The sequence below is a fragment of the Kitasatospora purpeofusca genome (genome assembly GCF_000718025.1).
GTDB lineage: Bacteria > Actinomycetota > Actinomycetes > Streptomycetales > Streptomycetaceae > Kitasatospora > Kitasatospora purpeofusca.
Genome location: NZ_JODS01000003.1, coordinates 443,057 through 469,609 on the forward strand (window position 1 = coordinate 443,057; position 26,553 = coordinate 469,609).

Here is a 26,553-nt window from a genome sequence, read left to right on the forward strand (position 1 = left end):
GGGGCCGGACGTCAGCCGTCGTTCGTGAGGTACCGGCGGCCGGGGATCTGCTCGAAGATCAGGTTGGTCCGGGTCTGCGCCACCGCCGGGTGGGTGGTGAGGTGGTCCACCACGAAGTCGCGCAGCTCCTCCGGTCCGGCCACGCCCACATGCAGCAGGTAGTCGTCGGACCCGGCCATGTGGAACACCGCCAGGACGCCGGGCAGGTCGGGCGCGCTGCTGCGGAAGCTCTCGTTCTGCTCACGGGTGTGCGCCCGCAACCGGACCGAGATCATCGCCTGCAGCGGCAGTCCGATCGCCGCCGGGTCGATCTCGGTCCGGAAGGCGCGGATGATGCCGCGTTCGCGCAGGGTGCGCACCCGCGCCAGGCAGGTCGAGGGGGCGATGCCCACGGCCTCGGCGAGCGCGTTGTTCGGCGTGCGGGCGTTCTCGGCGAGGACGCGCAGAATCGCGCGGTCGATGTCGTCGACGGGCGCCCGGTGGGCCTGCGGAAAATTCGGCACGTCGCCCAGAGTCGCCGACCCGGCCGCACATTGGCAAGGCAAACATGATCGATTTCGAATCTTGTTCGGAAGGCTGTCGCCGGGGTGCGGAGAAGTTCCATTCTGGCGGGTGAGCGGCCCCGGCCGACCCCGCCCAGCGAACCCGGAGTGCCGCGCCCATGAGCCCCACCACCGTCCCCGCCCCACTGCTCCCGGCACAGGCCCCGGCCCCCGCTGCTCTCGACCTCGCCGGCACCGCCGATCTCGACGCGGAGCCGGAGCGCGGTGACTTCGCGATACCCGCCGAGGGCCTCACCGACGGCGAGCGGCTGCGCGCGCTCGACCGGATGGACGGCTACCTCACCCGCAAGCGCCGGCACCTGGTCGGCTACCAGGCCACCCAGGAGCTCGCGGGCAGCGCGCTCGACCTCGCCCGCTTCATGCTCAGCAACATCAACAACCTCGGCGACCCGTTCCAGAGCGGTGGCTACAAGCCCAACACCAAGGTCGTCGAGCGCGCGGTGCTCGACTACTACGCGCGGCTCTGGCACGCCGGGCCGTCGTACGACCCGGCCGACCCGGAGTCGTACTGGGGCTACATGCTGTCCATGGGCTCGACCGAGGGCAACATGTACGCGCTCTGGAACGCGCGCGACTACCTGACCCGGCCCGGCGCGCCCCGGCCGGTGGCCTTCTACTCCGAGGACACCCACTACTCCTTCGCCAAGGCCGTCCGGGTGCTCGGCGTCGACACCTTCGCCGCCGTGGGCGCGGCGGACTACCCCGGTGAGTGCCCGCTCGGCGGCGACTGGCCCGCCGAGGTGCCCTCGATGCCCGGCCCGTCCGGCCGCTCCTGGGACGGATCCGGGGCGGTGGACGCCGAAGCGCTCGCCGTCCTGGTGGAGTTCTTCGCGGCGAAGGGGCACCCGATCTTCGTCAACTTCAACCTCGGCAGCACCTTCAAGGGCGCCCACGACGACGTCCGGGGCGCGTGCGAGCTGCTGCTGCCGGTCTTCGAGCGGCACGGGCTGCTGCCCGGCGCCGGGGACGACGCCCGCCGGGGCTTCTGGATCCACGTGGACGGCGCGCTCGGCGCCGGCTACGCGCCGTTCCTGCGGATGGCCGCGGCGGACCCGGCGTTCGGCTGGACGCCGGAGGCCGAGCTGTCGGAGTTCGACTTCGGCCTCACCCTGCCGACCGGGGAGGCGGGGGAGGCCCGGGAGGTCGACATGGTCGCGTCGATCGCGATGAGCGGGCACAAGTGGGCCGGTGTGCCGTGGCCCTGCGGCGTCTTCATGACCAGGACCAAGTACCAGCTCGAACCGCCGACCCAGCCCGAGTACATCGGCGCCCCGGACAGCACCTTCGCCGGCTCCCGCAACGGGTTCTCGCCGCTGGTGCTGTGGGACCACCTGTCCCGGCTCTCCTACCGCGACCAGGTCGACCGGATCCGCCGCTCCCAGGAGCTGGCCGAGTACCTGGAGAGCGGGCTGCGCGAACTGGAGCGGGAGACCGGCGCCGAGCTCTGGCCCGCCCGCACCCCGGGCGCGATCACAGTGCGCTTCCGCAAGCCCAGCCCCGCGCTGGTGGCCAAGTGGTCGCTCTCCTCCGAGAACGTCCTGACCACCCCCGGCGACCCGGCCGGCCTGCGCGGCTACGTGCACGTCTTCCTGATGCCCTCGGTCGACCGCTCCAAGCTGGACGCCCTGCTGGCCGACCTCGCCCGGGACCCGGTGATCCTCGGCGCCGAGTGACGTCCGGGGCGCCCCGGACCCGCTCCTAGGCCTGGTCGCCGCCGCCCGTGCGGGCGGTGATCAGGCCGGACTCGTAGGCGGCGATGACCGCCTGGGCGCGGTCGCGGACGTCCAGCTTGCCGAAGATGCTGGTGATGTGGTTCTTCACCGTGGAGTGACTGATGTCCATGGAGCGGGCGATCCCGGTGTTGTCGAGGCCGGTGGCCATCAGCCGCCAGACCTCCACCTCGCGCGGTGTGAGCTCGCCCGTCACGGCGGCGGGCGGCGGCGGGGTGTCGAGGGGCGCCCGGACGTAGGTGGAGATCAGCCGGGAGAGCAGCCGCGGCGCGACCACCGCCTCTCCGGCGTGGACGGTGCGGATCGCCGCGCCGAGGTCCTCCGGCGAGACGTCCTTGGGGAGGAAGCCGTGGGCGCCGGCCCGCAGCGCGGCCACCACGTACTCGTCCATGTCGAAGGTGCTGAGCGCCAGGACCTTGCAGTCGGGCAGGGTGCGGGACAGCTCCTCGGTGGCGCCGACGCCGTCCAGGACGGGCATCCGGATGTCCATCACCACGACGTCGGGGCGCAGCCGGTGGGCCAGGGCGACGGCCTGTTCGCCGTCCTCGGCCTCGCCCACCACCTCGACGGTCGGGTCCGGCGAGAGGATCAGCGACAGCCCGCGCCGCACCAGCGGCTGGTCGTCCACGAGGAGGACCCGGATCGGGGGCGTCGTGGTGGTCATCGGGTCACCTTCCCGTGCTGGACGGCCGCCTCTGCGGTCTCGTCGGGGGCCAGCGGCAGTTCGGCCAGGACGGCGAAGCCGCCCTCCGGCCGTGGACCGGTTGTCAGTGCGCCGCCGTGCAGGGCGACCCGTTCGCGCATGCCGATCAGGCCGTAGCCGCCCCGCTCCCCGGCGGCCGGCCCGGTGTCCGGCGGGGCGAAGCCCGCGCCGTCGTCCAGCACCTCGACGGTGATCCCGTCCGACCGGTAGCCGATCCGGACGGACGCGCGGGCCGGTCCGGCGTACTTGCGGGCGTTGGTGAGGCCCTCCTGGACGATCCGGAACACCGTCAGGCCGACGGTCGGCGGCAGCGGCTGCGGGGCGCCGCGGACGCTGAGCTCGGTGGGCAGTCCGGCCCGGCGGGACTCCTCGACCAGCCGGTCGAGGTCCTCCACCCCGGGCTGGGGCGAGGGCGGGGCGGCGTCCGGTTCGTCGCCGGCCCGCAGGACGTTCAGCAGCTGGCGCATCTCGCGCAGGGCCAGCCGGCCGGAGGACTCCAGGGTGACCAGGGCGTCCCGGACCACCTCCGGGTTGGCGAGGTTGGCCCGGGCGCCGCCCGCCATCAACTGCATGGTGGTGATGTGGTGGGCCACGATGTCGTGCAGCTCCCGTGCGATGCGGCGGCGTTCCTCGGCCACCGCGCGGTCGGCCAGCAACTGGCGGTTGGCCGCGACCTCGCGCTGCCAGCGCGAGATCGCGAGGCCGCCGGCGGCGACCAGCGCGGTGGAGGCGGTGGCGGCGATGGCTTCCGCCGAGCCCGGGACGCCGAAGCCGCTCTGGCTGATCATGGTCGCCAATGCCGTCGCCGCGCTCGCGGCGGCGGTGGCACGACCGCTGCAGTGCCGGGCGACCGAGTACACGGCCACCGTGAGGACGGCGCCGAAGTGAGCCCCCATCGGCGCGAGCACGTTGGCCAGGCTCCCCAGCACCAGGACGGCGGCGAGCGTCCCCAGCGGGCGGTGGCGCCGGGCGACCAGCGGCAGGCCCGACAGCAGCAGGACGAGGAAGCCCGGGACGCTGATGCCGCGGTCGCCCTCGACCTGGTCGAAGAGCAGGTAGGCCACCAGGTCGAGCAGGCCGGCGCCGACGGCCACCAGCCCGTCGGTGTGGCTCCACGGGGTGCCGTCCGCTGTGCCGGGCGGGCTTCCGGGCGGACCCCCGGCATCGGCCGTGCCCGCTGCGGGGCGCTGACGCCCGTCCATCTCGGTCCTCCCGGGCTGATCAGCCATGACGCCCCCATTCTGGCACCGGCCCGCCGGGCCGGGCGTGGTCCCCGCGGCCGAGAGCCGGAGGCCGGGCCCAGGACCACGGTCCCGGGTCCGGGCGGGCCGGGGGAGCAGGACCCCCGGTCCGGATCGTCCGTCGCCCCGACGCCCGACCCCCCTTCCGCCTGATGGTCTTGGAACAGGCCGGGAACCCCCGGTTCCCAAGCCGACGTTCGCGTCCAGCCACCGGAGGGCAGCGTGATCCGCGCACTGACCCGTTTCTCGACCAGGAACGCGTGGAAGGTCATCGCCCTCTGGGCGGTCCTCGGCGTCGGGCTCACCCTGCTGAGCCCGATGCTGATGTCCCGCGTCACCCAGTCGCAGAGCGGCGACTTCCTGCCCGCGAGCTACGACTCGGCGGCGGCCCTGCGGATCGCCGAGGAGAACTTCGGGATCGACCCGGACGCCACCACGGTGACGGTGCTGGTCGCCAGGACCGACGGCAAGGCCCTCACCCCCGCCGACGAGAAGCGGATCGGGGCCGAGGCGGCGAAGCTCGGCCAGCGCCGGGTGGAGATGCCCCGGATGAAGGACGAGCCGAGCTTCCTGCTGCCGGACCGCTCCCAGACCCCCAAGGTCGCCCCCGCGATGGTCGCCCCCGACCGGAGCTTCGAGTTGCTGAGCGCCGAACTGACCGGCAACGCCGGGGACGACGGGGTCCAGAAGGTCTACCGCGCCTTCCGGGACGCCACCCGCGCTCAGTTCGCCGAGGCCGGGATGCGCACCGGGTTCACCGGTGGCCTGGCGGAGGCCGCCGACTCGGCCGACGACAACCGGACCGCCACCAAGGTCGGCGGAGCCCTGGTGATGGGCCTGATCGTACTGCTCAACGTGCTGGTGTTCCGCAGCGTGCTGGCCGCCGTGCTGCCGCTGCTCGCCGTCGCCTTCATCGGTGGTGTGGCCGGCGGGGCCGTGGCCGGCGCGGCCTCCCTGACCGGGCTCAAGCTGGACGCCTCCACCCCGGGCCTGATCTCCGTGGTGCTGCTGGGCATCGGGATCGACTACCTGCTGTTCCTGCTCTTCCGGTTCCGCGAGCACCTGCGGGCCCGGCCCGAGCAGCCCGCCCGGGAGGCCGCCGCCGAGGTGGCCGGCCGGGTCGGTACGGCGATCACCTCCGCCGCGCTGACCATCGTGGCCGCCTTCGCGACCCTGGGTGTCGCCAGCTTCGGCCAGTTCCGCTCGCTCGGCCCGGCCATCGCGGTCGCCGTCCTGGTGATGCTGCTGGGCAGCCTCACCCTGATGCCCGCCCTGCTCGCCGCCTGCGGCCGCAAGATCTTCTGGCCGTCCAAGAGCCTGCGGCGGCAGCCGCGCGAGGGTGCCGCCGCCCGCTTCGGCGCGCTGGTCGCCCGTCGGCCCGCCGCGATGCTGCTGGCCTCCGTCGCGCTGCTCGGCGCCCTGGCCGCCGGGACGGTCGGCATCACGATGGACTACGGCCAGGGCGGCGGCTCCAAGACCGCTGCGGCGGCCACCGCCACCGAGATCTCCCGGGCGCTGCCGGCCGGCGTGTCCGACCCGACCAGCGTCTACGTCACCGCCGCCGGCGGCGGCCCCGTGGACCCGGGCAAGCTGGACGGCCTCTCCCGCGCCCTCGGCAAGGTCGAGGGGGTCGGCCAGGTCGGTGGCACGGTGCTGAGCCCGGACGCCCGCGCCGCCCGGATCGACCTCTACCTGACCGCCGACACCCAGAGCGCGAAGGCCCGCGAGCTGGCCTCCGGCCCGGTCCGCGCCGTCGTCGCGGCGAACACCCCGGCCGGTACCAGCGCCCATGTGGGCGGCACGGCGGCGATCTTCGCGGACATCTCGGTCGCCGTCGACCACGACCTGACCGTGGTCTTCCCGGTCGCGGCCGCCCTGATCGCCCTGATCCTTCTGCTGCTCCTGCGCAGCCTGCTGGCCCCGCTGGTGCTGATGCTCGCGGTCGGGCTCGGCTTCGCCGCCACCCTCGGCGCCTCGACCCTGGTGTTCCAGCACCTGCTGGACAAGCCCGGCGTCAGCTTCACCCTGCCGCTGGTGCTGTTCCTGTTCGTGGTGGCGCTGGGCACGGACTACAACATCCTCATCACCGACCGGATCCGGGAGGAGATGGAGCAGCCCGGCCCGGTCCGCGGCGCCGTGGCCCGCGCCGTCCGCCACACCACGCCCGCCATCGCCACCGCGGGCCTGGTCCTGGCCGGCTCCTTCGCCACCCTGGCCACCACCCCGGGCAGCGAGCAGGTCGCCTTCGCGCTGACGCTCGGCATCCTGCTCTCGGCGCTCGTGCTCTCCCTGGTCCTGGTGCCGGCCATGGCCGCGCTGCTCGGCCGCGGCCTCTGGTGGCCGCTGCGGACCGCTCCGCGCCACGCGTCCGCCGGGGCGCAGGCGGGGACGCCGGACCGGGAGCCCGTCCCCGAGCGGCTGAACGCCTGAGCACCTGAGCACCTGAGCGTCCGACTGCTCGGACGCCTCGTACCCCCCTCGGCGCCCGGCCTGCCCCCGCAGGCCGGGTACCGAGGGGTTCACGTCGTTTCCCCGTCCTCCGCCCCCGGCAGCAACCGCCGGTAGGCGACGCCGAGTTCGGCGATCGCGCGGGCCAGCCCCTCGCACCCGACGGTGGCGTAGCTGAGGACCAGGGCCGGCGGCCGGCCGGTGTCGGTGAGGGTGTGGAAGCGCCCGCCGCGGATCAGCACCGAGCGGGCGCGGGCGGCACGGATCAGGGCGTCCTCGCCCACGGCGGGCGGCAGTTCGAGGTACGCCTGCAGGCCGCCGTCGCCGCCGAGCACCCGGGTGCCGGGCAACTGCCGGGCCACCTCCCGCCGGACGACCTCCCGGCGGCCGGCGAACTCCGCGCGCAGGCGCCGCTGGTGGCGGTCGAGCCCCCCGGTGTCGATGAAGCGGGCGAAGGCGAGCTGTTCCAGGCCCGAGCAGCCGATGTCCCAGCCCGCGCGGACGTGCTCCAGCGAGGCCATCAGCTCGGACGGCGCGGCGAGCCAGCCCAGCCGCAGCGCGGGGGCGAGGACCTTGCTGGCGCTGCCCGCGTAGACGACCCGGTCCGGCGCCAGGCTCTGCAGGGCCGACGGCTGGCCTGAGCGGCTCCGGTAGGCGTTGTCGTAGTCGTCCTCGATGACGTAGCCGTCGACCGCGCGCGCCCAGGCGATCAACTGCTCCCGGCGCTCCCGGCTCAGGCACGCGCCGGTGGGGAACTGGTGGCCGGGGGTGGTCAGGACGGCTCGGGCGCCGGACTGTTCGAGCAGGTCGACGCGGATGCCCTCGGCGTCGACCGGGATGCCGACCGGCCGGATCCGGGCGCTCGCGATGAACTCCCGTTCGCCGGGGTGCCCCGGGTCCTCCACGGCCAGGGTCCGGTGGCCCCGGTCGCCGAGGACGCGGCAGAGCAGGGCGAGTCCCTGGGCGAAGCCCGAGGTGATCATGAGGTCCTCGGAGCGGGTGCGCACCCCGCGGACCCGGCCGAGGTAGCCCGCCAGGATGTGACGGGTCAACGGAACCCCGGCGGGCGGGGAGTAGCTGAGCTCGCGGTGGCCGGCGGCGCCCAGTGCGACGGTGACGCAGCGGATCCACTCCTGGCGCGGGAAGGCGAGCAGGTTGGAGGTGCCGGTCCGCAGGTCCCAGGCGGCCTCTCCGCCGTCGCCGTCCGCCGGGGCGGAGACGGAGGTGGCGGCCGCGGCGGTGAGGGCGGAGGACACCGGGGCCAGGCCGCCGCCGTCCTCGGCGACCGAGGTGCCCGAGCCGCGCCGGGTCACCAGGTAGCCCTCGGCGGTGAGTTGTTCGTACGCCTCCACCACCACACTGCGCGAGACGCCCAGGTCGGTGGCGAGCTGGCGGCTGGAGGGTAATCGGGTTCCGGCGCGGAGGGTCCCGTCCTCGACCAGGCGACGTACCGCGTCCCGCACTTGTAGTGCCAGTGGGACGCGGGAGCCGCGATCGACGTCGAGAGCCAGATGCCAGGCCAAGTGGCCTCCTGTGCAGAGGGTGAAGTGGTATGGACCGAGCATTGTCACATTTGATGGACTCGTTCCGCACAGGCAACCGCCGCGCGGGAACGCGCGAGGGGCCCGGGGCCCGTCGCGGGGGCGGCAGGGCCGTCGACCGGGCGTCACCGGGTGGCCGAGTGGACGGAAGTGGCACCAACAGATGTCCGGGAATTGGCCGCAGTCGGACGCGGCCGGCTCCCTATCGTCGGTCAGGTCATCAACCCAGCTCGGACGCGAAGGACTCACCTCATGGACCGGACCAGCGCCCTGAAGGTCATCGTCGACGAAAGTCTTCTGGCGCGGGTGCCCGGCTACGTCCTCGGACTGATCGCCGTCCCGGTGGTCGACGTCGCGGCGGCCGCACCGGAGGTCGACGACCTCCTCACCGCCGCCGAGGACGCCCTCCACGGGCTCTCCCTGGGCAAGGCGGAGGTCTCCGCCCTGCCCCCGATCGCCGCCTGGCGGGACGCGTACCGCAGCGTCGACGTCAACCCCAACCGCTTCCCCTGCGCGGCGGAATCGGTGCTGCGGCGGGTGGCCAAGGGCGACCGGCTGCCGCGGATCAACGCCCTGGTGAACCTCTGCAACGCCGTCTCGCTGGACAGCCGGCTGCCGGTCGCCTCCTGCGATGTCGGCGACATCACCGGGGAGCTGGCCGTCCGGCTGGCCCACGGCGGCGAGACCTACCTGCCGCTGGGCGCGCCGGAGGCACCGGAGCACCCGGAGCCGGGCGAGGTCGTCTACGCGGACACCCAGGACCGGGCGCACTCGCGGCGGTGGAACTGGCGACAGAGCGAGGTGATCAGGACCGACGTCGGCCGACGCCGGCTGCTGCTCACCGTCGAGGCGGTGCACGAGGGCGGGCGCGCGGACGTGGAGCGGGCGCTCGACCGCCTCGCTGCCGCGCTCGACGCGCTCGGGGCGGTGCGTCAGCGGCCCGTCGTGCTGGACGCCGCCGAGACCGGAGTCGAGTTGTTCGTGCCGGAGCAGGACGTGTCCGAGCAGTCCGTCCCGGAGCGGGACGTGCCGGAGCAGTCGGCAGCGGAGTCGGCGGCCGGGTCGTCCGTCGTCGCGGGTTGATCGTCGTGGGAGCCGGCCCCGGTGCCGGACCGACCGCTACCTCCAGGAGAACCCGATGAACCCCGCGATTCTGATCGTCTACCGCCCCGCCGCCGGCCGCTACCTCGCGCAGTTCCGCAGCGTGGTCGAGGTCGCCACCGAACTCGGCCACCACCCCGTCGTCCTGGTGCCCACCGGCGAGATCCCGCCCGAGGTCGAGGGCCTGACGGTCCGGGAGGCCGACCTGGACTCCACCCCGGCCTTCCGGGCCGCCGTGGACGGGATCGCCGCCGAGTACCGGCTGGTCCGGATCTTCCCGCTGTTCGAGGGCGACGTGCTGCCCGCCGCCCGGTCCCGCCGGGACCACGGCATCCCCGGACTGACGCCCGACCAGGCGCTCAACTTCCGCGACAAGAACGTGATGCACCGCCGCGCCGAGGAGCTGGGCGTCAAGGTCGCCCGCTCCTGCCGCCCCGACACCCTGGGCGCGGTCGAGGAGTTCGCCGCGCAGGCCGGCTACCCGCTGGTGATCAAGCCGTACGCGGGCTGGGCCTGCGGCAGCACCTACCGGGTCGACGGGCCGGAGCGGCTGGCCGAGGTGTGGGAGGAGATGGGCGACGACCGGCACGAGTACCGGGTCGAGGAGTTCGTCCGCGGCACCGAGTTCCATGTGGACGCGCTGCTCCAGGACGGCGAGGTCGTCTTCGAGCAACTGTCCCGCTACACCTACTCGGTGCTGGAGTACCGGGACGAGCCGGGCGGCACCATCTCCCGCAAGCACGACCTCAGCAAGCACGAGCAGCGGATCCTGGAGCTCAACGCCACGGTGCTGCGCGGCTTCGGCATGCGCACCGGCGTCGCGCACGTCGAGTTCTTCCTGGACGAGGACGGCGAGGCGGTGTTCGGCGAGGCGGGCGCCCGGGCCGGCGGCGGCTCGATCGTCCCGGCGATCCAGGCCGGTCGCGGCATCAACCTGGCCGGCGAGTGGGCCCGGCTCGAACTCGACCCGGAGCACCGCACCGCGGCCCGGCTCGGCCCGGAGATCGGCACCGAGTACCTGTCCTCGGGCGAGTACGGCCGGATCACCGGGATCAGCTCGCCCGCGGACCTCAACGCGCTCGACGGCGTCCTGGACGCGGACGTCTGGAAGGCCGTCGGCGACGTGCTGGCCCCGCCGGTCGCCTCCAACGACGTGCTCGGCTGGTACGTCTGCGAGGGCAGCGACTACGACGACGTGCTGGCGCGGTTCCGCACCGTCCGCCAGGCCTTCCGGGTCGAGACCGAGTCGGCGGTCTGACCGGGATGGCCACGAGTACCGGAGAAGGGGCCGCCGCCCCCAAGGCCTGGACGGCCAGGTTCAAGGAGTTACCGCTCCCGCTGCGGGTGCTGTTCCTGACGTCCTTCGTCAACCGCGCGGGCATGTTCGTCTTCCCGCTGCTCGCCGTCTACCTGGTGCGCAGCAAGGGCCTCGGCACGGCCGAGGCGGGCCTGCTGATCTCGGTCGGCTCGACCGGCCTGCTGGTGGGCTCGCTGCTCAGCGGGCCGGTGTGCGACCTGCGCGGCCGCCGGGACGCCCTGGTCGCCGCCCTGGTGCTCAACGCGGTCGGCTACCTCGGCCTGGGCACCCTGGACGGCGCGCCGTGGACGTACGCCCTGCTGCTGTTCGTCGCCCTGGTGGGGATGGGCATGTTCGGCCCGGCGGCCAACACCCTGATCGCCGACCTGGCTACCCCCGAGCAGCGGCCGTTCTCGTACACGGTCAGCTACATCGGCAACAACCTGGGCATGGGCATCGGCCCGCTGCTGGGCGGGGTCGCGGCCGCGTACTCGTACCACGTGATGTTCGCGGGCAACATCGTGGTCGGGCTGCTGTGCGCGGTCGTGATCCGGATCTGGGTGCCCCGGGACACCAAGTCCGGCACCGCCGCGCCCAAGGCGGCCGGTGGCGGCCGGCTCCGGCTCGGCGGCGTCCACGGCCATGTGCTGTGGATGGTGCTCGCCTCGTTCTTCTACGTGGCGCCGCTGATCGGTCTCGAGTACGCGCTGCCGCTGGCCGTGACCACCGAGCTGAACGCCTCGGCCGGGCTGGTCGGCGTGGTGTACACGGTGAACAGCGTCGTGGTGGTGGGCCTCGGGCTCCAGCTGGAGAAGCGGATCGCCAGCTACCCGATCCGCACCCTGCTGCTGGTGGCCGGGGTGCTGTGGGCGCTGGGCCTGGCCGTGCTCGACTTCGGCTTCTCGCTCGCGGCGGTGCTGGCGTCCACCGTGGTGTGGACGCTCGGCGAGATCATCGCCTCCGTGGTGGTGCCCACCTACATCGCGGACCACGTGGACGAGCACCGGGTCGGCCGCTTCATGGCGCTCAACGGCTTCGTGCTGGGCCTGGCCCGGCTGGTGGTGCCGTTCGGCCTCGGGCTGATCTGGCAGAACCACGGCGCGCGTCCGGTGCTGCACACCATGCTGGTCACGCCGCTGGTGGGTATCGCGGTGTTCGCGGTGCTCCGGATCCGGTCCTCGGCCGCGAGCGCGCCGGCCGCCCCGGCCGCCGGCCCCGGTCCCGCCGCAGCCTCTTCTTCTTCCTCCTCCTCAGCTTCCGTCGAAGCCGGACCCGGACCGGCCGATGCCGTCCGCTCCGGTGCCTGAACCGTGTGACCGTCCGATCGACCGCCGTATCCATGCATTCCGGGAGGGCCCGATGATCACCAAGTTCTTGCTGCCCGAGGACCGAATCCCCACCACCTGGTACAACGTGCTGGCGGATCTGCCGAAGCCGGTGCCGCCGATGCTGCACCCCGGGACGAGGGAGCCGCTCACCCCGGCCGACCTGGCGCCGCTGTTCCCCGAGTCGCTGATCGCCCAGGAGTTCAGCACCGAGGCCGAGATCGACATCCCCGGCGCGGTGATCGACGTCTACCGCCAGTGGCGGCCCAGCCCGCTGGTCCGGGCCCACCGGCTGGAGCGCTCGCTCGACACCCCGGCGCGGATCTACTTCAAGTACGAGGGCGTCAGCCCGGCCGGCAGCCACAAGCCCAACACGGCCGTGCCGCAGGCGTACTACAACAAGCAGGCCGGTGTGGAGAAGCTCACCACCGAGACCGGCGCCGGCCAGTGGGGCAGCTCGCTCGCGATGGCCTCCGCCTACTTCGGCCTCGAGTGCGAGGTCTTCATGGTCAAGGTGAGCCACCAGCAGAAGCCCTACCGCCGGGCCCTGATGGAGACCTTCGGGGCGACGGTGCACGCCAGCCCCAGTGTGCTCACCGACGCCGGACGGGCCGCGCTCGCCGCCGACCCCGACGCCAGCGGCAGCCTGGGCCTGGCCATCTCGGAGGCCGTGGAGGCCGCGGTCAAGAGCGGCGGCCGGGCCAAGTACGCGCTCGGCTCGGTGCTCAACCACGTGCTGACGCACCAGACGGTGATCGGCCAGGAGGCGCTGCTCCAGATGGAGTTGGCGGAGGACTACCCGGACATCGTGATCGGCGCGGCGGGCGGCGGCTCCAACTTCGGCGGCCTGGTCCTGCCGTTCCTGCGCGAGCAGCTGCGCGGCGGCCGCTCGGTGCGGGCACTCGCCGTCGAGCCGGCCTCGTGTCCGACCCTCACCCAGGGCCGCTACGAGTACGACTTCGGCGACACCGCGGGCCTCACCCCGCTCACCATGATGCACACCCTCGGCCACGACTTCGTGCCGCCGAGCATCCACGCGGGCGGGCTGCGCTACCACGGCATGGCGCCCATCATCAGCGCCCTGAAGGACCTCGACCTGCTGGAGGCCCGGGCCGTCCCGCAGACCGCCTGCTTCGAGGCCGGCGTCCTGTTCGCCCGCAACGAGGGCATCGTCCCGGCGCCGGAGTCCACCCACGCGGTGCGGGCGGCCATCGACGAGGCGCTGGCCTGCAAGGAGAGCGGCGAGGCCCGCACCATCCTGTTCACGCTGTCCGGCCACGGGCACTTCGACATGCAGGCCTACACGGACTACTTCGCCGGCAAGCTCAAGGACTGACGTCCGAGGACCGACGTCCGACGACCGACGTCCGACGACCGACGTTCGAGGATCGGCGAGAAAGCTCAAGGACTGACGAGTACTGAGCGGTGACAGGCGGGCGAACAACCGGACGGGCCCTCGCACCACGGGGCCCGTCCGGCCGCCCGCCCCCGTAGGGGCAGACTACGAGGGGGGAACCACGTGCAAGGATCAACTCCGACTCCGATAGTGCTCGGGATCTGCGGCTCCGAGCGACCGGGCGGCAACACCGACCTCGCGTTGGAGTACGCCGGCCGCCTGGTCCGGGAACGGGGCGCCGAGTTCCGGACCGTCCACCTGCGCGAGCACCGGATCTCGCCGTGCAGCCCGTGCGGCGACTGCAACCAGCGGACCACACCCTGCGAACTCCGCGACGACATGCCCGCGATCGTCGAGCAGATGAAGCAGGCGGACGCCATCGTCTACGCGACCCCGGTGCACGGCTTCGGCCCCGCCCATCTGATGCAGATCTTCATCGAACGGGCCGGCGTCGGCTTCCTGCGCTTCGACCGCCCCCTCGCCAACAAAGTGGGCGGCATCATCGTCGTCTCGCGCCGGTACAGCGACGCCGCGGTGCACAGCCAGCTGGTCGACAACCTGCTGCTCAACCGCATGATCCTGGTCGGCAGCGGCTTTCCGGCGCTGCTGCGCAACACCTCTCCGCAGCCGCAGCTCCAGGACGCCGAGGGCCTGGAGGCACTGGAGCGGATGCTGCACCGCATGATCGACATGTCCCAGCTGCTCCGCCGCCACCAGACGGCCGACGGTCGGCCCGTGCTGCCGCTCGACGACCGCAACGAGCGGGTTTCCCGCGCCCCGCGCGTCGTCCTGCCGGGGCAGCGAACCTCCTCGGAGAAGCAGGCCAGCTGAACCGCCGATCCACCGATATCCCTTTTCCGACGTGTTGTTGAGGAGTGCCATGTCCACCGAGACCGAGACCGGCGACCAGCAGGGCGGCCAGACCGGGGACCCCGTCCTGGTCGGCGTCGACTTCGACCTGATCCCCTGGGAGAAGTGGCAGAAGCCGGGCGCCGAGGGCCGGGTGAAGATCGCCTACACCCAGGGCCTGCGGGTCCGGCTGATGGAGCTGCCCGCCGGCTTCGACGAGCACGAGTGGTGCCTCCGCGGCCACCAGGGCTACGTGCTGCAGGGCGAGTTCACCATCCACTTCGAGGACCGTTCGGTGCCGTGCCGCCCCGGCATGGGCTTTGTGATCCCGGACGACGAGAAGCACCGTTCGCAGGGCGCGCAGGGCGAGCCGACCGTCGTGTACGTCGTCGACAAGGTGGTGCCGACCGCATGAGCGCCGACCGTACGGGCGCCGACCCGTCGTCGCCCGCGATCGATCCCCGGATCGAGGAACTGCGGCTCTCCGTCGACGCGCTGGACCGGCGGATCGTCGCGCTGCTGGCGGAGCGCACCGCCGTGGTGCGGGAGCTGACCGGGTTCAAGCGGGACGAGGAGACGGTCCGCTCCCCGGGCCGGGTCGAGCAGGTCGTCGCCAAGGTCCGGGGTCTGGCGGACGAGCACGGCATGCCGCCGGGGATCGCCGAGGCCACCTACCGCACGCTGATCGACGAGCTGACCGGGATGCAGATGGTGCTCCTGGAGGAGCGCCGGGCGGTCGCTTCCGCCGCGGCCGGTTCCGCGGCCGGGGCCGCCGCCGGGGAAGGGCCATGAGCCGTCGGCACCCGGCCGACCTGCGGGCGGCGCTGGCCGCGCTGGACCTGATGCCAGGAGAACTGGTCCGGGTCCGGGAGGAGGTCCCGGCCCGGTTCGGGGTCTCCTCCCGCTACGCCCGGTGGGCCGGCGCCCCGGCGGCGCCGCCCACCGGCCCCGGCCCGGCCGTCCTGTTCGAGCAGGTCACGCCGTCGGGCGGCGCGGCCGAGGACGGCGAGGGCGGCGAGGGCGGCGAGGAGCACGATGCCAGTGCCGTGCTGATGGGCCTGTACGGGACCAGGCGCCGGGCGGCCGCCCTGCTCGGCGCCACCCCCGCCGAGCTGGCCCACCGGCTGCTGGACGCGGTGGCCGCACCGCTGCCGCCGGTGCCCGCCGCCGACCCCGACCGGTGGGCCCGCAGCGACCGGAAGCCGGACCTGACCACGCTGCCCGTCCCGGTGCTCACCGACGAGGACGCCGGCCCGTACCTCACCCTCGGCGCCGTCCTGGCCACCGACCCGGCCACCGGCGTGCGCAACCTGTCGATCCACCGGATGTGCGTCCAGGGCCCCGACCTGCTCACCATCTGGATGGTGCCGGGGCGCGACCTCGAACAGGCCCACCGCAACTCGCTCGCCGCCGGACGGCCGCTGCCGGTGGCGATCCACCTCGGCCTCGGCCCCGCCGTGCTGCTCGCCTCCTGCTGCCCCACCTCGCTCGTCCCGACCGGGACGGACGAACTGGCGGTCGCCGGGGCACTCGCGGGCGCGCCGGTGGAACTGCTGCCCTGCCGCACGGTGGACGCCGAGTACATCGCCCACGCCGAGTACGTGCTGGAGGGCGAACTGCTGCCGGACACCATGCCGGAGAACCCCAGGGGCACCGCCGCCACCCCGGAGTTCCTCGGCTACCAGGGCACCGCGCACCCGGCCCTGCCGACCGTCCGGATCACCGGGATCACCGCCCGGCGCGGCCCGATCCTCCAGGCGGTCTCCGGCCCGGGCCACGAACAGTCCGTCCTGCTCGGCTTCGGGATGGAGGCGGCCGTGCTGGCCGTGCTGCGCCGCCGCGGCGCCCCGGTCCGGGCGGTGCACTGCCACACCGCCGGCGGGGGACAGCTGATGGTCGTGCTCCAGTGGGAGGCCAAGCGCTCGGCCGAGGACGACGCGCTGGTCCGCGAGGCCTCGCAGGCCGTCCTGGAGGAGTTCCGGATGGCCAAGCTGGTGCTGTCCGTGGACGAGGACGTGGACCTGGAGTCGGACCAGGACCTGTGGTGGGCGATGGTCACCCGGTGGCAGGCGGACCGGGACCTGCTGGTCCTGCCGGACCGGGAGGGCTTCCCGCTCGACCCGACCCAGTCGGTCGCCTACTCGCCCGCCCTGTCGGCGGACGGCCGCACCGCCAAGGCGGTGTTCGACTGCACCGTCCCGTACGCGCAGCGGCGCCGCTTCCGCCGGGCCCGGTTCACCGACGCCCCCGGCTCCGGCTGACGGGCCCGGCGCCCGCGGCCTCCCGGACCGCCGTGGCCTCACGGACCGCTGTGGCCAGCAGCGCCGTGCCCTCGGCGATCCGGGCGCCGGGCAGGGCGGCGTAGCCCATCAGGAAGGTCGGCTCGGCCGGCGGCTCCCGCACGAAGTAGCCCGAGGCGGGGTAGACCCGCACCCCGAGCGCCGCGGCCCGGCGGACGATCTCGTCCTCGCCGACGCCGCGCGCCCCGGTCAGGGCGACCAGGACGTGCAGGCCGGCGGCCGCCCCGGAGATCCGCACCTCGGCGCCGAAGTGCGTGTAGAGGCCGTCCAGCAGCGAGCGGCGGCGCTCCCGGTACAGCCGGGTCATCCGGCTGACGTGCCGGGCGTAGGCGCCGGTGGCGACGAAGTGCGCCAGCGCCTCCTGGTCGACCGTCGGGGTCAGCCGGTCGGTGATCCACTTGATGCCGAGGAACGGCCGCACCAGGCGCTGCGGCACGATCGCGTAGCCGATCCGCAGCGCCGGGAAGAGCGTCTTGCTGAAGCTGCCGACGTAGACCACCGTGCCCTGGTGCCGGGCGGCGGCCAGGGCCGGCAGCCGCTCGGCGGCGAAGGTGAACTCGTTGTGGTAGTCGTCCTCCAGGACGGTCGCCCCGCGCCGCCCGGCCCAGGCCAGCAGGGCCCGCCGCCGGGCCTCGGACATGATGAACCCGGTCGGGAACTGGTGCGAGGGCGTCACATAGATCAGCCGCACCCGGTCCGGGTCCTGGCCGTGCGCCCGGACGTGGGCGTCGATGTCCGAGACCCGCAGCCCCTCCTCGTCCACCGGCACCGGCACCACGGTCCCGGCGGTGGAGCCGAAGACCTGGCGCAGCACGGTGTGGCTCGGGTCCTCGATCACCACCACGTCGCCCGGGCCGACCAGCAGCCGGGCCAGGATGTCCAGCGCCTGGGTGGCCCCGCTGGTCACCAGGATGCTGTCGGGCGAGGCGTCCAGCGCCCGGCTCTGCCGGACCAGCGTGGCGATCTCCGCCCGCAGCGCGGCGGAGCCCTCGGCCGGCCCGTACCCGAGCGCGGCGACGTCCGCCCGCGCGTACGCCTCGTGCACGGACTGCCGCCAGCGCGACACCGGGAAGTTGGCCAGCGCCGGGGTCCCGTGCCGGAAGTCCAGGGCCGCACCGGCCTGTTGCATCGGCGGCGGCTCCCACGGCTGCCACAGCGCGTCCCCGCCGTCGGTGGCGAGCGGCGGCTGCGGCGCGAGCGCCGTCCGGGCCGGACCCGGCACGGCCCCCTCCCCGGCGGCGCGCTCCGCCACCCTGGTCCCCGATCCCCGGCGGGCCGTCAACAGCCCGTTGGCGGTCAGCAGTTCGTACGCCCGCAGGATCACCGTGCGCGACACCCCGAGCTGCGCCGCCAGCTCCCGCGAGGCCGGCACCGCCTCCCCGGCCCGCAACCGCCCCGACCTGACCAGCCCGGCGATCCCGTCGCACACCTGCTGCTGCAGGGGCGTCGCACTGCCCCGGTCCAGCACGATCAGCAGCTCCGACGATCCCACGCCTCTCCCTCCGGCCCCGTTTTCCCGAAGTGTCGCATGCACGACACCTCGTGGGGCCGTCCGGCCACCGGCCCACCCGCCCGGCGTGCCGTTCCGGTCCTTCGGTGGCCGAAGGGGGCGGGAGCGGGGTACCGGCCGGTCCTGCGGAGGGCGACCGGGGGCGGGATGCCCCGTTGTCGGGCGTAATGGAAGGACCCGCCCCCGCGCGCGCACCGCACCGGTCGGGCCGGTGTCGAGTGCCGCGACCGGAGGAGGACGGCGGTGCAGGAGGAAGGCGGTGAACAAGGATGAGCGACGAGCGGCAGTCCGGCCCGGCGGGCCGGGACCGGTGGTCGGAGGGGCGGGGCGAACGCCTGCTGGGGGAGCTGCTCGACCGGTCCCACGAGCTGCCGCCCCAGCTGATCGTCCCGTTGGTCGCCGCCGTGGTGCACGGGCTCGGCGGCCGTGACCCGCTGCTCCTGCTGCAGGACTACGGCCAGGTGGTGCTGGCGCCGCTGCCGGGGCGGGGCGCGGTCGCGGGGGAGCCGGTGCCGATCGACGGCACCCCCGCGGGTGCCGCCTTCCTGGGCGGTGCCCCGGTCGAGGAGCCGACGGCCGACGGGGTGCGGGTGTACCTGCCGCTGCTGGACGGCGGCGACGAGGTGGGGGTCCTGGCCCTCACGCTGGACGCCGTCGAGGAGGACGACCGGCCGCTGCTGCGGCGCCTCGCCGCCCTGGTCGCCGATCTGCTGGTCACCAAGAGCGGCTACAGCGACCGGATCTTCCAGGCCCGGCGGGTCGGGGCGATGAGCCTGGCCGCCGAGATCCAGTGGTCACTGCTGCCGCCGCTGTCGATGACCGTGCCCCGGGTCGCCGTGGCGGGCATCCTCGAACCCGCCTACCAGGTGGCCGGCGACAGCTTCGACTACGCGCTCAACGACGACGTTCTGCACGTGGCCACGATCGACGCGATGGGTCACGGGCTGGACGCCGCGACCATGGCGACCGTGGCCATCGGCGCGTACCGGCACGCCCGGCGTGCCGACATCGGACTGGCCGAGATCTACGCGTTCATGGACCGGGCCATCGCCGAGCAGTTCGGGCCGGACCACTTCGTCACCGCGCAGATGATGCGCCTGGACACCGGGACCGGCCACCTGCAGTGGGTCAACGCCGGGCATCCCCAGCCGTTGCTGATCCGCGGGCACGTGGTCGTCGAGCGGCTGGAGAGCGCCACCACCCTGCCGGTCGGCTTCGGCGGGGAGGAGCCGGTGATCAGCGAGCGGGTCCTGCGGCACGGCGACCGGGTCCTGTGCTTCACCGACGGCCTGGTCGAGGAGCGCGAGGCGGGCGGGGAGCAGTTCGGGGAGGAGCAGCTCATCGACTGGGTCAACCGGGTCGAGCGCTCGCAGAGCGGGGTGCGGGCCGTGGTGCGGGCGCTCTCCCACGTCCTGAAGGAGCGGCGGGGCGGTCGGACGAGCGACGACGCCACCCTCTTCCTGATCGAGTGGCGCTGAGGCCCCTGCTCCGGCTGGGGCCCGGGCCCGGCGCCGGCTGGGCCCGGGCCCCGGCTGCGGCCTCCGTCCCGGCTGCGGCCTCCGTCCCGGCTGCGGCCTCCGTCCCGGCGGGTCGGCTCGGCGCGGGCGGAGTACGGTGGGGATGTCGGAGCGGGCCGGCTTCCTCGGGCGGAGCCCGCTTCCCCGGGCCGAGCGCTCCACCCGACGTGACGCCTGCTCGGGCGAACAGGAAAGGCGGGGCGGAGAGATGTCCGTCTACGTGAAACTCTCGTCCGAGGCCCGGGCGCCGGCGGAGCCGTCGAAGGGGCCGCTGGACCTCCAGTACGAGGACGGCGCGGACGGCGTCACCTTCGAGTACGACCTGCATCCGAGCGGTGCGCTGCGCGTCCTGCGGGTCTACGAGGACACTCCGTACCGGATCGAGGTCTGCTTCGGCCCCGGGGCGTGGCTCCAGGTCGTGGGCAGCTACCTGCGGAGCGGCGCCGAGTACTGACGGCCCCGGCGGCGGGTGGCCGACTGCGCCGACCCCCTCGACTGCCCCGGTTGCTCGACTGCCCCGACTGCCCCGACTGCTCGACTGCCCGGCGATCCCCGGTGCGGGAGGCGGAGGTACACGATGCCCCACTACCGATGGGTCCTGGAGACGCAGGACGACGGCGGCCACTGGTCCCGGCAGGACGGGACCGCGCTGCCGGATCCACTGGACTACGACGGGCCTCCCCAACGGGCGGCCAACCATCTGCGGGACGTGTTCGTACGTACGCTCTCCCGTCCCGCGCCCGGCCCCCGGGCGATCAGGATCCGGCTCTGGGACGGGATCGAACTCGCCGGCCCGCCCCAGGCCGAGGCGGAGTGGTCACGCGAGTGACACCCGGCCGCGGGCACTGTCCGGCTACGCGGTCACTGTCCGGTTGCACGGGCACCGGTCCGGCTACGCGGTCACCGGCCAGGAGGCGGCCCGGCCGCGGGCGACGTCCGCCCGCCTGGCCGCCGCACCGTCGTTGTCGGAGGGAGCGAGGGCCGACGGCAGGAAGTCGGCACGGGATCCCGGCCCCCGGCCTCCGCCGCCCGTCCCCACGGCGAGCAGATCGCTCGCGCCCGTGGTGTTCGCGGAACCGGCGGCCTCGGCCATCAGCCGGGCGGCGTCGTCGGCGTCCGTCTCCGGCGGGACGACCAGCAGGTTCAGTCGGCGCGGGGCGTACGAGAACACCGCGATCGTGTGCTCGTCCTGTTCGGTGGTGAACCAGCCCGCGTGCACGGTGTGCCCGGCGACCGGGATCCGCCGGGGGATGACGGGCCACTGCGCGGGGTTCACGGTGATCCGGGTGATCCGGCCCCACCGCGCGTCGATGTCGGCGGCCAGGGCGGGGAGTTCGAGCAGAAGGTTGCGCGAGCGGGGCCACCAGGCCCCGTCCAGGCGGCCGGGACGCACGCCGCCCGGCCGCACGCCGTCGGGTGTGAGGGAGAGCCGTGCGGTGGGATCCGGGGTGGTGGGCGTCGTCGCACGATCGAGCGTCGTGGTCATGATCGAGAACCTGTCCCCGGGCCCGGCACACGAGGCCGGGTCCGGCGTTGCCGTGCGCCGGAGACGACGCCAGTGTCCGGTGCCGGCATGCGAAGTGCCTTCGGTGATACCCAGGTTACTCCCCGTCCGGTCCGAACCCGGCATGGTTGCGGCGGCCGGTTCCGGTGCCCGGCCTCGGAACCGGCCACCGTTCGGCCGACCGTCGTTCAGCCCAGCAGGAGTTCCGCCGCCGGGGTGTGGTTCCCGGTCGCCGAGGCGCCCGCCATCGCGGCGGAGGCCGTCGCCGCGCTGGTGCCGGGCGGAACCACCAGCAGGAGGAAGTGGTCCTGGAAGCCGCGGGTGACGCTGATCGTCGCGTCGCTGCCGGTGAACCAGTTGATCCTGATCGTCAGGCCGTTCGCGGCGACGGAGCGGGGCACGCCGTCCCAGGCCGAGCTGTCGAGGCCGACCCGGACGATCCGCCCGAAGTGGGCGCCGAGCGCGGTGATCAGGTCCGGCAGTTCGGCGGCGATGTGCTTGGTACGGGGCCACCAGGCGCCGTCGAAGACCCCGTCCCGGGACATCGTCGGTTCCAGCAGCAGGCGGGGCAGCAGTGGCACACCGGGCACCACCCACGGCCCGACGGAGGCGGGGAGGGGGATCGGCATCATCGGAGGCCGCCCGTCCGGTCCACGAGGGACCCGTCATCACCCAGGGCGACGTCGACGCTGATGCCGGTGTGCGGAATGTCCTCGGTTGTCCTCCACGGTACTCCGCGGCGGTCCGCTCCGGCCGTTCCGATCCGCTCACGGCGCCCCGGTCCGCCCGCCGTCGGAGTAGGGTCGTAGACATCCAGGGCATCACGCATTCCGGTACCTGTTCCGGCTTCGTTCTGGGTGAAGGACGATCCGGCGACCCCCGGCGGGCCACCGGAGACGGGAACGGTGAACACCGTGACCATCCACACCCCGCAGACGGAACGGCCCGGCCACGGCCTCACGGTCGCCGACGCCATGGACCTCTGCGACTACCAGATAGCCCACGACAGCACCGTCGACCAGGCCAACGACATCCTCCGCGGCGCCGGCGTCGAGTACCTGCTGGTCCGCGACCACGACGGCCGGTGCGAGGGGCTGGTCACCCGCACCGGGCTCCATCCGTTCCTGGCCCGCTCCTGGTACACCGAGCGCACCGCGATCGGCGCGACCGCCCACCAGCGCGGGCCGTTCGCCTGGCCGACGATGGGACTGTCCCTGGCCGCGATCGCGATGCGGGTCAAGCACCTGGCGCTCTGGCCCGTCGTCGACGAGGACGGCTACATCCTCGGCGTCCTCGACGCCGACCGCGCCAGCGGCCTCCTCACCACCGGTCTCCTCGCCACCGCGTCGACCCCGTGAGCGGCTCCGTGAGCGGCTCCGTGAGCGGCTCCGTGATCGGCTCCGTGATCGGCTCCTTCTAGGACTGAATCTGTCCTAGAAGGTCCCTACTGTCTCTCCCGAAGGCAATGGCCGGAACGGTGACGGGGAGGGATCCGCCATGATTCTTGTGATCGGTGCGACGGCGCACTTCGGGCGGCAGACGGTGGAGGCGCTGGCGGGCGCCGGGCGGAAGGTCCGGGCCCTGTCGCGGACCCCCGAGAAGGCCGGGCTGCCCGAGGGGGTGGAGGTGGTGCGCGGGGACTTGGCCCGACCGGAGACACTCGGGGCAGCGCTGGACGGTGTCACCGAGCTGTTCCTGGTGCTGCCCTACGGCACGGACGTAAAGCCGTTGCTGGAGCGGGTGCGGCAGGCGGGAGTGCGGCAGATCGTGTTCCTGTCCTCGGGCGCCGTCGTCGACGGCGCGGACCCGCAGCCCGATGTGATCGCCGCCTACCACGCGCGGGTGGAGCAGGAGATCACGGCGACGGGCATCGACCGGACGTTCCTGCGACTGTTCTTCCCCGCGATCAACTCGCTGGCCTGGGCGATGCAGTTGCAGGGCGGCGACGTCCTCCGCGGCCCGCATGCCGCGGCCGCCGCCTCGCTCGTGCACGAGCGCGACGTCGCCGACGCGGCCGCCGCCGTGCTCGGCAGCCCCGAACACTTCGGCCGGGTGTACGAGCTGACCGGCCCGCAGTCACTCACCCAGACCGAACAGGTCGAGACGCTCGGCCAGGTCCTCGGCCGCGAGCTGCGCTTCGAGGAGGTGCCCGCGCCGGCCGTGCGACAGCAGCTCAGCCAGTTCATGGACGCCGACTTCGTGGCCGCCCTGCTGGACCTGATGGCCGACACGGCCGGCAGGCCGGCCCCGGTCAACGACGCCGTCGAGCAGCTGACCGGTCACCCGCCCCGCCCGTACACCCAGTGGGTCACGGACAACCTGGCCGCCCTCCGCTGACCACGCGCCCCGGCGGAACGCCGAGGGGCCCGACCGCGTGCGCGGTCGGGCCCCTCGCGGCGTTCACGGTCCGTCCGCTCGCTCCCGCTGCTCAGTCCGCTACTCCGTCCGCAGGACCTCCGCGACCGGCGCCTTCGCCGCGCCCCGGGACGGGAGGTATGCCCCCAGCGCGGCGATCACGGCGCCGGAGAGCGCCAGCAGCACCACCGTCGGCCAACTCCACACCTGCAGCAGCGAGTCCGGTAGATCGAGCCCGGTGCCGCGTCCGGTCAGCGGGACGACGATCCGGTGCGCGAGCATCCCGAGCGGCGCGCCGATGATCCCGCCGACCGCTCCGAGCGCCGCCACGGACGACACCGTCATCGCGATCACCTGGCGCGGCGTCATGCCGATGGACTTGAGCATCCCCAGGTCCTTGCGCCGCTCACGGGTGTTGAGGAGCACCGTGTTGAACACGCCGAGGCCGGAGACGACGACCAGCATCAGGGTGAGCGTCGACACCACACTGATGATGACCTTCTCGACGGTGTCCGAGGCGCCGTTCACCGAGGCGTTCAGCCCCGGGTCCGTGCCGGCCGCCGCGGTGGCGTAGTCCTGCGCGTCGGTGCCCTCGGTGAGCTGGACGGAGAAGCTCTGGGCACGCTGGACCGGGCTGAGCAGGACGAACCGGTCCCAGTCGAGGGTGGTCACGTCCCAGCCCTCGGTGGTCTCGCCGACGACCTTCTGCGGCTGCGGCCCGTCGCTCGTGTCCAGCGTGATCGTGTCGCCGAGGGACACCTTGTGCCGGTGCCAGAACTCGGACGAGACCACCACCTCGTTCGGCCCCTCGATCCAGCGCCCCCGGACCAGGTCCGGGTGCATTGCGGCCGTGTCGCCGCTCTCGACGCCCACCCGGACGATGTCCGGCGAGCCGGCCGTCCGGGTCTCCACCACGCTCAGCGCGGACACGTGGGCGGTGCCGGGCAGCGCGCGCAGCAGCGCGAAGAGCTGCTCGTCGGAGTGGACCGGGCCGGGCTGATTCCACTTGGGGTTGTTGAGGTCGACCCGCACCTGGACCCGGTCGGTCCGGTCCCGCAGCTTCCCGAACTCGACGACCGAGGCGGAGATGCCGAGCGCCATCGTCACCGTCATGACGCCGAGCACGACGGTCGACAGGGTGAGGGCGGTGCGACCGGGCCGGGTGAACGGCCACCCCAGGCCCAGGCTCACCGGGCGCGGCAGCCGGGACCCGCCGAGCCTGCGCTGGACCGCCAGTCCGCGCCCGGTCCGCTGGACGCCGCCCGCGCCGATGGCGACGGCGGCGGGGAGGCGGCGGGCGCGCAGCGCCGGGACGAGCGCGGACACCGCGACGAGCACCGGCATCCCGAGCAGCACGACCGGGTGGACCCAGGTCGGGACGGCCGCCCGGTCGATGACGAGATCGTTGCCGAAGATGCCGAAGAACGCCTGGTGCACCAGCTTCTTGCCGACGAGGCCGCCGATCACCGAGCCGAGCGCGCTGCCGATCACCGCCGGAACGGTGACCATGACGAGGTAGACCGCCGTCACCTGGTTCGGCGTGAATCCGAGCGCCTTGAGGACTCCGATGTGCCGGAAGCCCGAGACGACCGCGCCGCTGACGACGTTGCCGACGATCAGGACCGAGACGATCAGGCCGAGGACGCCGAAGACCGTCAGGAACGGCACATAGGTGTTGGGCCCCTTGGCGAGCTCCGCCTTGATGGCCAGGTAGGAGCCGGTGCCGGTCAGGGCGTCCGACGGCAGGCCCGCGGTGGCGGCGGCCGTGCCGGCCTTGAGCGCCGAGTCGGACCCGGCGTCCTCGAAGCGGTACATCATCTGGAACGAGGCCGGGTTCAGGGCCCGGGCCTGGTCCGGTGTGACCCAGCCGCCCGCGGACCGGCTCGCCGAGGCGGCGTAGCCGACGACCTCGAGCCGCACGCCGTCCGGGGTGACGACCTGGTGCTCGGACCGGATCTCCGTCCGGCCGAGGGACGCGGGCGCGTTCAGGACGATCTCGCCGGGGCCGGAGGGCCAGCGGCCGGCGCTGAGTTCGAGGGTGTCCACCGGGGTGTCCGGCCGGTCGCGGCCGACGACGGTGAACGAGCCGGACATCCCGATCGGGTGGTCGCCGGTCTCCGAGGGCGAGTGGAGGACGGCCATGGGATACGGGCCGGCGACGGCCTCGACGCCGGGGGCCTTCGCGGCCCGGTCGATCTGCGCCGCGGTGACCTTGGAGCTGTCGAACTCGGCGACGACGTGCGCCCCGTTCGCGGCGTCGTAGGCCCGGTCGAAGGGGCCGGACACGGCCGCCAGCAGGCCCAGGGTGGCGATGGCCATGGCGCTGGAGACCATGACGACGACGCCGAGGACGAAGGTCTGGAACCTGCGCCGGTTCACGGCTGCCCGGGCGGCCCGCCGGACGGCGCTCATCGGGCGACCTCGGCGACCCCGGTGATTGCCGCGTCCGCCGCGCTGTTCGTGGCGCTGTCCCGGGCGATGCGCCCGTCCGCGACCTCGACGACCCGGCGCGCGCACCGCGCGGCGAGCCGCGGGTCGTGGGTGACGACCAGGAGCGTCTGGCCGAGCCGGTTCAGGTCCATGAGCAGTTGCATCACCTGGTCACCGGAGCGGCTGTCCAGGGCACCCGTCGGCTCGTCGGCCAGCAGCAGCGCCGGCCGGTTCATCAGGGCTCGCGCGGTGGCGACCCGTTGCCGCTCGCCGCCGGACAAGGAGGCGGGATAGACGTTCCTCCGGTCGGCGATCCCGAGTTCGCCCATGAGCTCCAGGGCGCGCTTGCGGGCCACCGGGGCCTTCAGGCCGACCAGTTGTCCGGACAGGGCGATGTTGTCCAGGGCCGGCAGGTCGTCCAGCAGGTTGAAGAACTGGAAGATCATGCCGACCCGGCGGCGGCGGAACAGCGCCAGACCCTTCTCGTCCAGCCCGACCAGGTCCTCCCCGCCGACGACGACCGATCCGCCGGACGGCCGGTCCAGCCCGGACACCATGTTCAGCAGGGTCGACTTCCCGGAGCCCGAGGGCCCCATCACGGCGACCGACTCGCCCGCGCCGATCGTCAGCGAGACGCCGTCCAGGGCCGCGTAGTCGCCGAAGTCCTTGCGCACGTCCGTGAGTCGGACGACGACGTCCCGTTCCTCGTAACCGCCACTGTTGCTCATGGCGAGAACACTGCC

24 protein-coding genes are annotated in these 26,553 nt (G+C 73.6%); 15 read left to right on the forward strand and 9 right to left on the reverse strand.

From position 1 onward, the window contains the following. Positions 1-11: 11 nt before the first annotated feature. The gene (locus tag IF01_RS0108000; protein WP_030392588.1) at positions 12-503 is read right to left on the reverse strand and encodes an Lrp/AsnC family transcriptional regulator; all 492 of its coding nucleotides are present in this window, start codon (positions 501-503) and stop codon (positions 12-14) included. A gap of 158 nt (positions 504-661) precedes the next feature. Here IF01_RS0108000 and IF01_RS0108005 point away from each other — a divergent pair, with 158 nt between their 5' ends. Then, positions 662-2,236, forward strand: a complete 1,575-nt coding sequence (locus tag IF01_RS0108005) for a PLP-dependent aminotransferase family protein (RefSeq protein ID WP_051755009.1) — start codon at positions 662-664, stop codon at positions 2,234-2,236. 25 nt (positions 2,237-2,261) lie between these two features. Here IF01_RS0108005 and IF01_RS0108010 read toward each other — a convergent pair whose 3' ends face one another. Continuing rightward, a complete protein-coding gene (locus tag IF01_RS0108010) occupies positions 2,262-2,957 on the reverse strand; it encodes a response regulator (RefSeq protein ID WP_037779208.1) in 696 nt (231 codons plus the stop codon). Further along, a complete protein-coding gene (locus IF01_RS41430) occupies positions 2,954-4,225 on the reverse strand; it encodes a sensor histidine kinase (protein WP_208624291.1) in 1,272 nt (423 codons plus the stop codon). Before IF01_RS41430 ends, IF01_RS0108010 begins: the two co-directional genes overlap by 4 nt. 234 nt (positions 4,226-4,459) lie before the next feature. Between IF01_RS41430 and IF01_RS0108020 the strand changes: the two genes are divergently transcribed. Then, the gene (locus tag IF01_RS0108020; protein ID WP_078879764.1) at positions 4,460-6,667 is read left to right on the forward strand and encodes an MMPL family transporter; all 2,208 of its coding nucleotides are present in this window, start codon (positions 4,460-4,462) and stop codon (positions 6,665-6,667) included. Positions 6,668-6,756: 89 nt separating this feature from the next. Here the strand turns inward: IF01_RS0108020 and pdxR (IF01_RS0108025) are convergent, their stop codons facing one another. Further along, positions 6,757-8,208 carry a MocR-like pyridoxine biosynthesis transcription factor PdxR gene (gene pdxR / locus IF01_RS0108025; protein ID WP_051740505.1) on the reverse strand — a complete coding sequence of 484 codons (1,452 nt, stop codon included), beginning with the start codon at positions 8,206-8,208 and terminating at the stop codon, positions 6,757-6,759. 270 nt (positions 8,209-8,478) lie between these two features. Between pdxR (IF01_RS0108025) and IF01_RS0108030 the strand changes: the two genes are divergently transcribed. From IF01_RS0108030 to IF01_RS0108065, 8 genes are all read left to right on the forward strand, one after another. Beyond that, positions 8,479-9,309 carry a B3/B4 domain-containing protein gene (locus IF01_RS0108030; protein ID WP_063764164.1) on the forward strand — a complete coding sequence of 277 codons (831 nt, stop codon included), beginning with the start codon at positions 8,479-8,481 and terminating at the stop codon, positions 9,307-9,309. Between the two features lie 55 nt (positions 9,310-9,364). Next, complete coding sequence (locus IF01_RS0108035) at positions 9,365-10,585, forward strand: ATP-grasp domain-containing protein (protein ID WP_030392595.1); 1,221 nt, start codon at positions 9,365-9,367, stop codon at positions 10,583-10,585. A gap of 5 nt (positions 10,586-10,590) precedes the next feature. Further along, complete coding sequence (locus IF01_RS41435) at positions 10,591-11,931, forward strand: MFS transporter (RefSeq protein WP_063764165.1); 1,341 nt, start codon at positions 10,591-10,593, stop codon at positions 11,929-11,931. A gap of 52 nt (positions 11,932-11,983) precedes the next feature. Beyond that, entirely contained in the window at positions 11,984-13,285 is a 1,302-nt protein-coding gene (locus tag IF01_RS0108045) for a TrpB-like pyridoxal phosphate-dependent enzyme (RefSeq protein ID WP_030392689.1), read from the forward strand. Positions 13,286-13,495: 210 nt separating this feature from the next. Then, entirely contained in the window at positions 13,496-14,176 is a 681-nt protein-coding gene (locus IF01_RS0108050) for a flavodoxin family protein (protein WP_233290067.1), read from the forward strand. A gap of 49 nt (positions 14,177-14,225) precedes the next feature. Further along, the gene (locus IF01_RS0108055) at positions 14,226-14,609 is read left to right on the forward strand and encodes an AraC family ligand binding domain-containing protein (RefSeq protein WP_051740503.1); all 384 of its coding nucleotides are present in this window, start codon (positions 14,226-14,228) and stop codon (positions 14,607-14,609) included. After that, positions 14,606-14,986, forward strand: coding sequence for a chorismate mutase (locus IF01_RS43670; protein ID WP_030392598.1), 381 nt, complete (start codon positions 14,606-14,608; stop codon positions 14,984-14,986). Before IF01_RS0108055 ends, IF01_RS43670 begins: the two co-directional genes overlap by 4 nt. Next, positions 14,983-16,455, forward strand: a complete 1,473-nt coding sequence (locus IF01_RS0108065) for a UbiD family decarboxylase (protein ID WP_030392599.1) — start codon at positions 14,983-14,985, stop codon at positions 16,453-16,455. Before IF01_RS43670 ends, IF01_RS0108065 begins: the two co-directional genes overlap by 4 nt. On the opposite strand, the gene pdxR (IF01_RS0108070) is transcribed toward IF01_RS0108065, so the two are convergent. Beyond that, on the reverse strand, positions 16,430-17,986 hold the full coding sequence (gene pdxR / locus IF01_RS0108070) for a MocR-like pyridoxine biosynthesis transcription factor PdxR (RefSeq protein WP_051755011.1): 1,557 nt from the start codon (positions 17,984-17,986) through the stop codon (positions 16,430-16,432). The two genes, IF01_RS0108065 and pdxR (IF01_RS0108070), sit on opposite strands and share 26 nt — an antisense overlap. A gap of 287 nt (positions 17,987-18,273) precedes the next feature. Between pdxR (IF01_RS0108070) and IF01_RS0108075 the strand changes: the two genes are divergently transcribed. The 3 genes from IF01_RS0108075 (at position 18,274) to IF01_RS0108085 (ending at position 20,350) form a co-directional block, all read left to right on the forward strand. Next, the gene (locus IF01_RS0108075; RefSeq protein ID WP_030392601.1) at positions 18,274-19,482 is read left to right on the forward strand and encodes a PP2C family protein-serine/threonine phosphatase; all 1,209 of its coding nucleotides are present in this window, start codon (positions 18,274-18,276) and stop codon (positions 19,480-19,482) included. Positions 19,483-19,729: 247 nt separating this feature from the next. Further along, entirely contained in the window at positions 19,730-19,975 is a 246-nt protein-coding gene (locus IF01_RS0108080) for a hypothetical protein (protein ID WP_030392602.1), read from the forward strand. Between the two features lie 123 nt (positions 19,976-20,098). Then, on the forward strand, positions 20,099-20,350 hold the full coding sequence (locus IF01_RS0108085; protein ID WP_030392603.1) for a hypothetical protein: 252 nt from the start codon (positions 20,099-20,101) through the stop codon (positions 20,348-20,350). Positions 20,351-20,413: 63 nt separating this feature from the next. Here the strand turns inward: IF01_RS0108085 and IF01_RS0108090 are convergent, their stop codons facing one another. Continuing rightward, a complete protein-coding gene (locus IF01_RS0108090) occupies positions 20,414-21,007 on the reverse strand; it encodes a DUF5994 family protein (RefSeq protein ID WP_051755012.1) in 594 nt (197 codons plus the stop codon). A 206-nt stretch (positions 21,008-21,213) separates the two neighbouring features. Next, the gene (locus IF01_RS0108095) at positions 21,214-21,606 is read right to left on the reverse strand and encodes a DUF5994 family protein (protein WP_157855178.1); all 393 of its coding nucleotides are present in this window, start codon (positions 21,604-21,606) and stop codon (positions 21,214-21,216) included. 333 nt (positions 21,607-21,939) lie between these two features. On the opposite strand from IF01_RS0108095, the gene IF01_RS0108100 reads away from it, so the two are divergent. Next, on the forward strand, positions 21,940-22,383 hold the full coding sequence (locus IF01_RS0108100; RefSeq protein WP_149030313.1) for a CBS domain-containing protein: 444 nt from the start codon (positions 21,940-21,942) through the stop codon (positions 22,381-22,383). A 139-nt stretch (positions 22,384-22,522) separates the two neighbouring features. Next, positions 22,523-23,362, forward strand: a complete 840-nt coding sequence (locus IF01_RS0108105; RefSeq protein ID WP_030392607.1) for an NmrA family NAD(P)-binding protein — start codon at positions 22,523-22,525, stop codon at positions 23,360-23,362. A gap of 99 nt (positions 23,363-23,461) precedes the next feature. Here the strand turns inward: IF01_RS0108105 and IF01_RS0108110 are convergent, their stop codons facing one another. Next, the gene (locus tag IF01_RS0108110; protein WP_030392608.1) at positions 23,462-25,792 is read right to left on the reverse strand and encodes an FtsX-like permease family protein; all 2,331 of its coding nucleotides are present in this window, start codon (positions 25,790-25,792) and stop codon (positions 23,462-23,464) included. Next, a complete protein-coding gene (locus IF01_RS0108115; protein WP_051740489.1) occupies positions 25,789-26,538 on the reverse strand; it encodes an ABC transporter ATP-binding protein in 750 nt (249 codons plus the stop codon). Before IF01_RS0108115 ends, IF01_RS0108110 begins: the two co-directional genes overlap by 4 nt. Positions 26,539-26,553 lie beyond the last annotated feature (15 nt).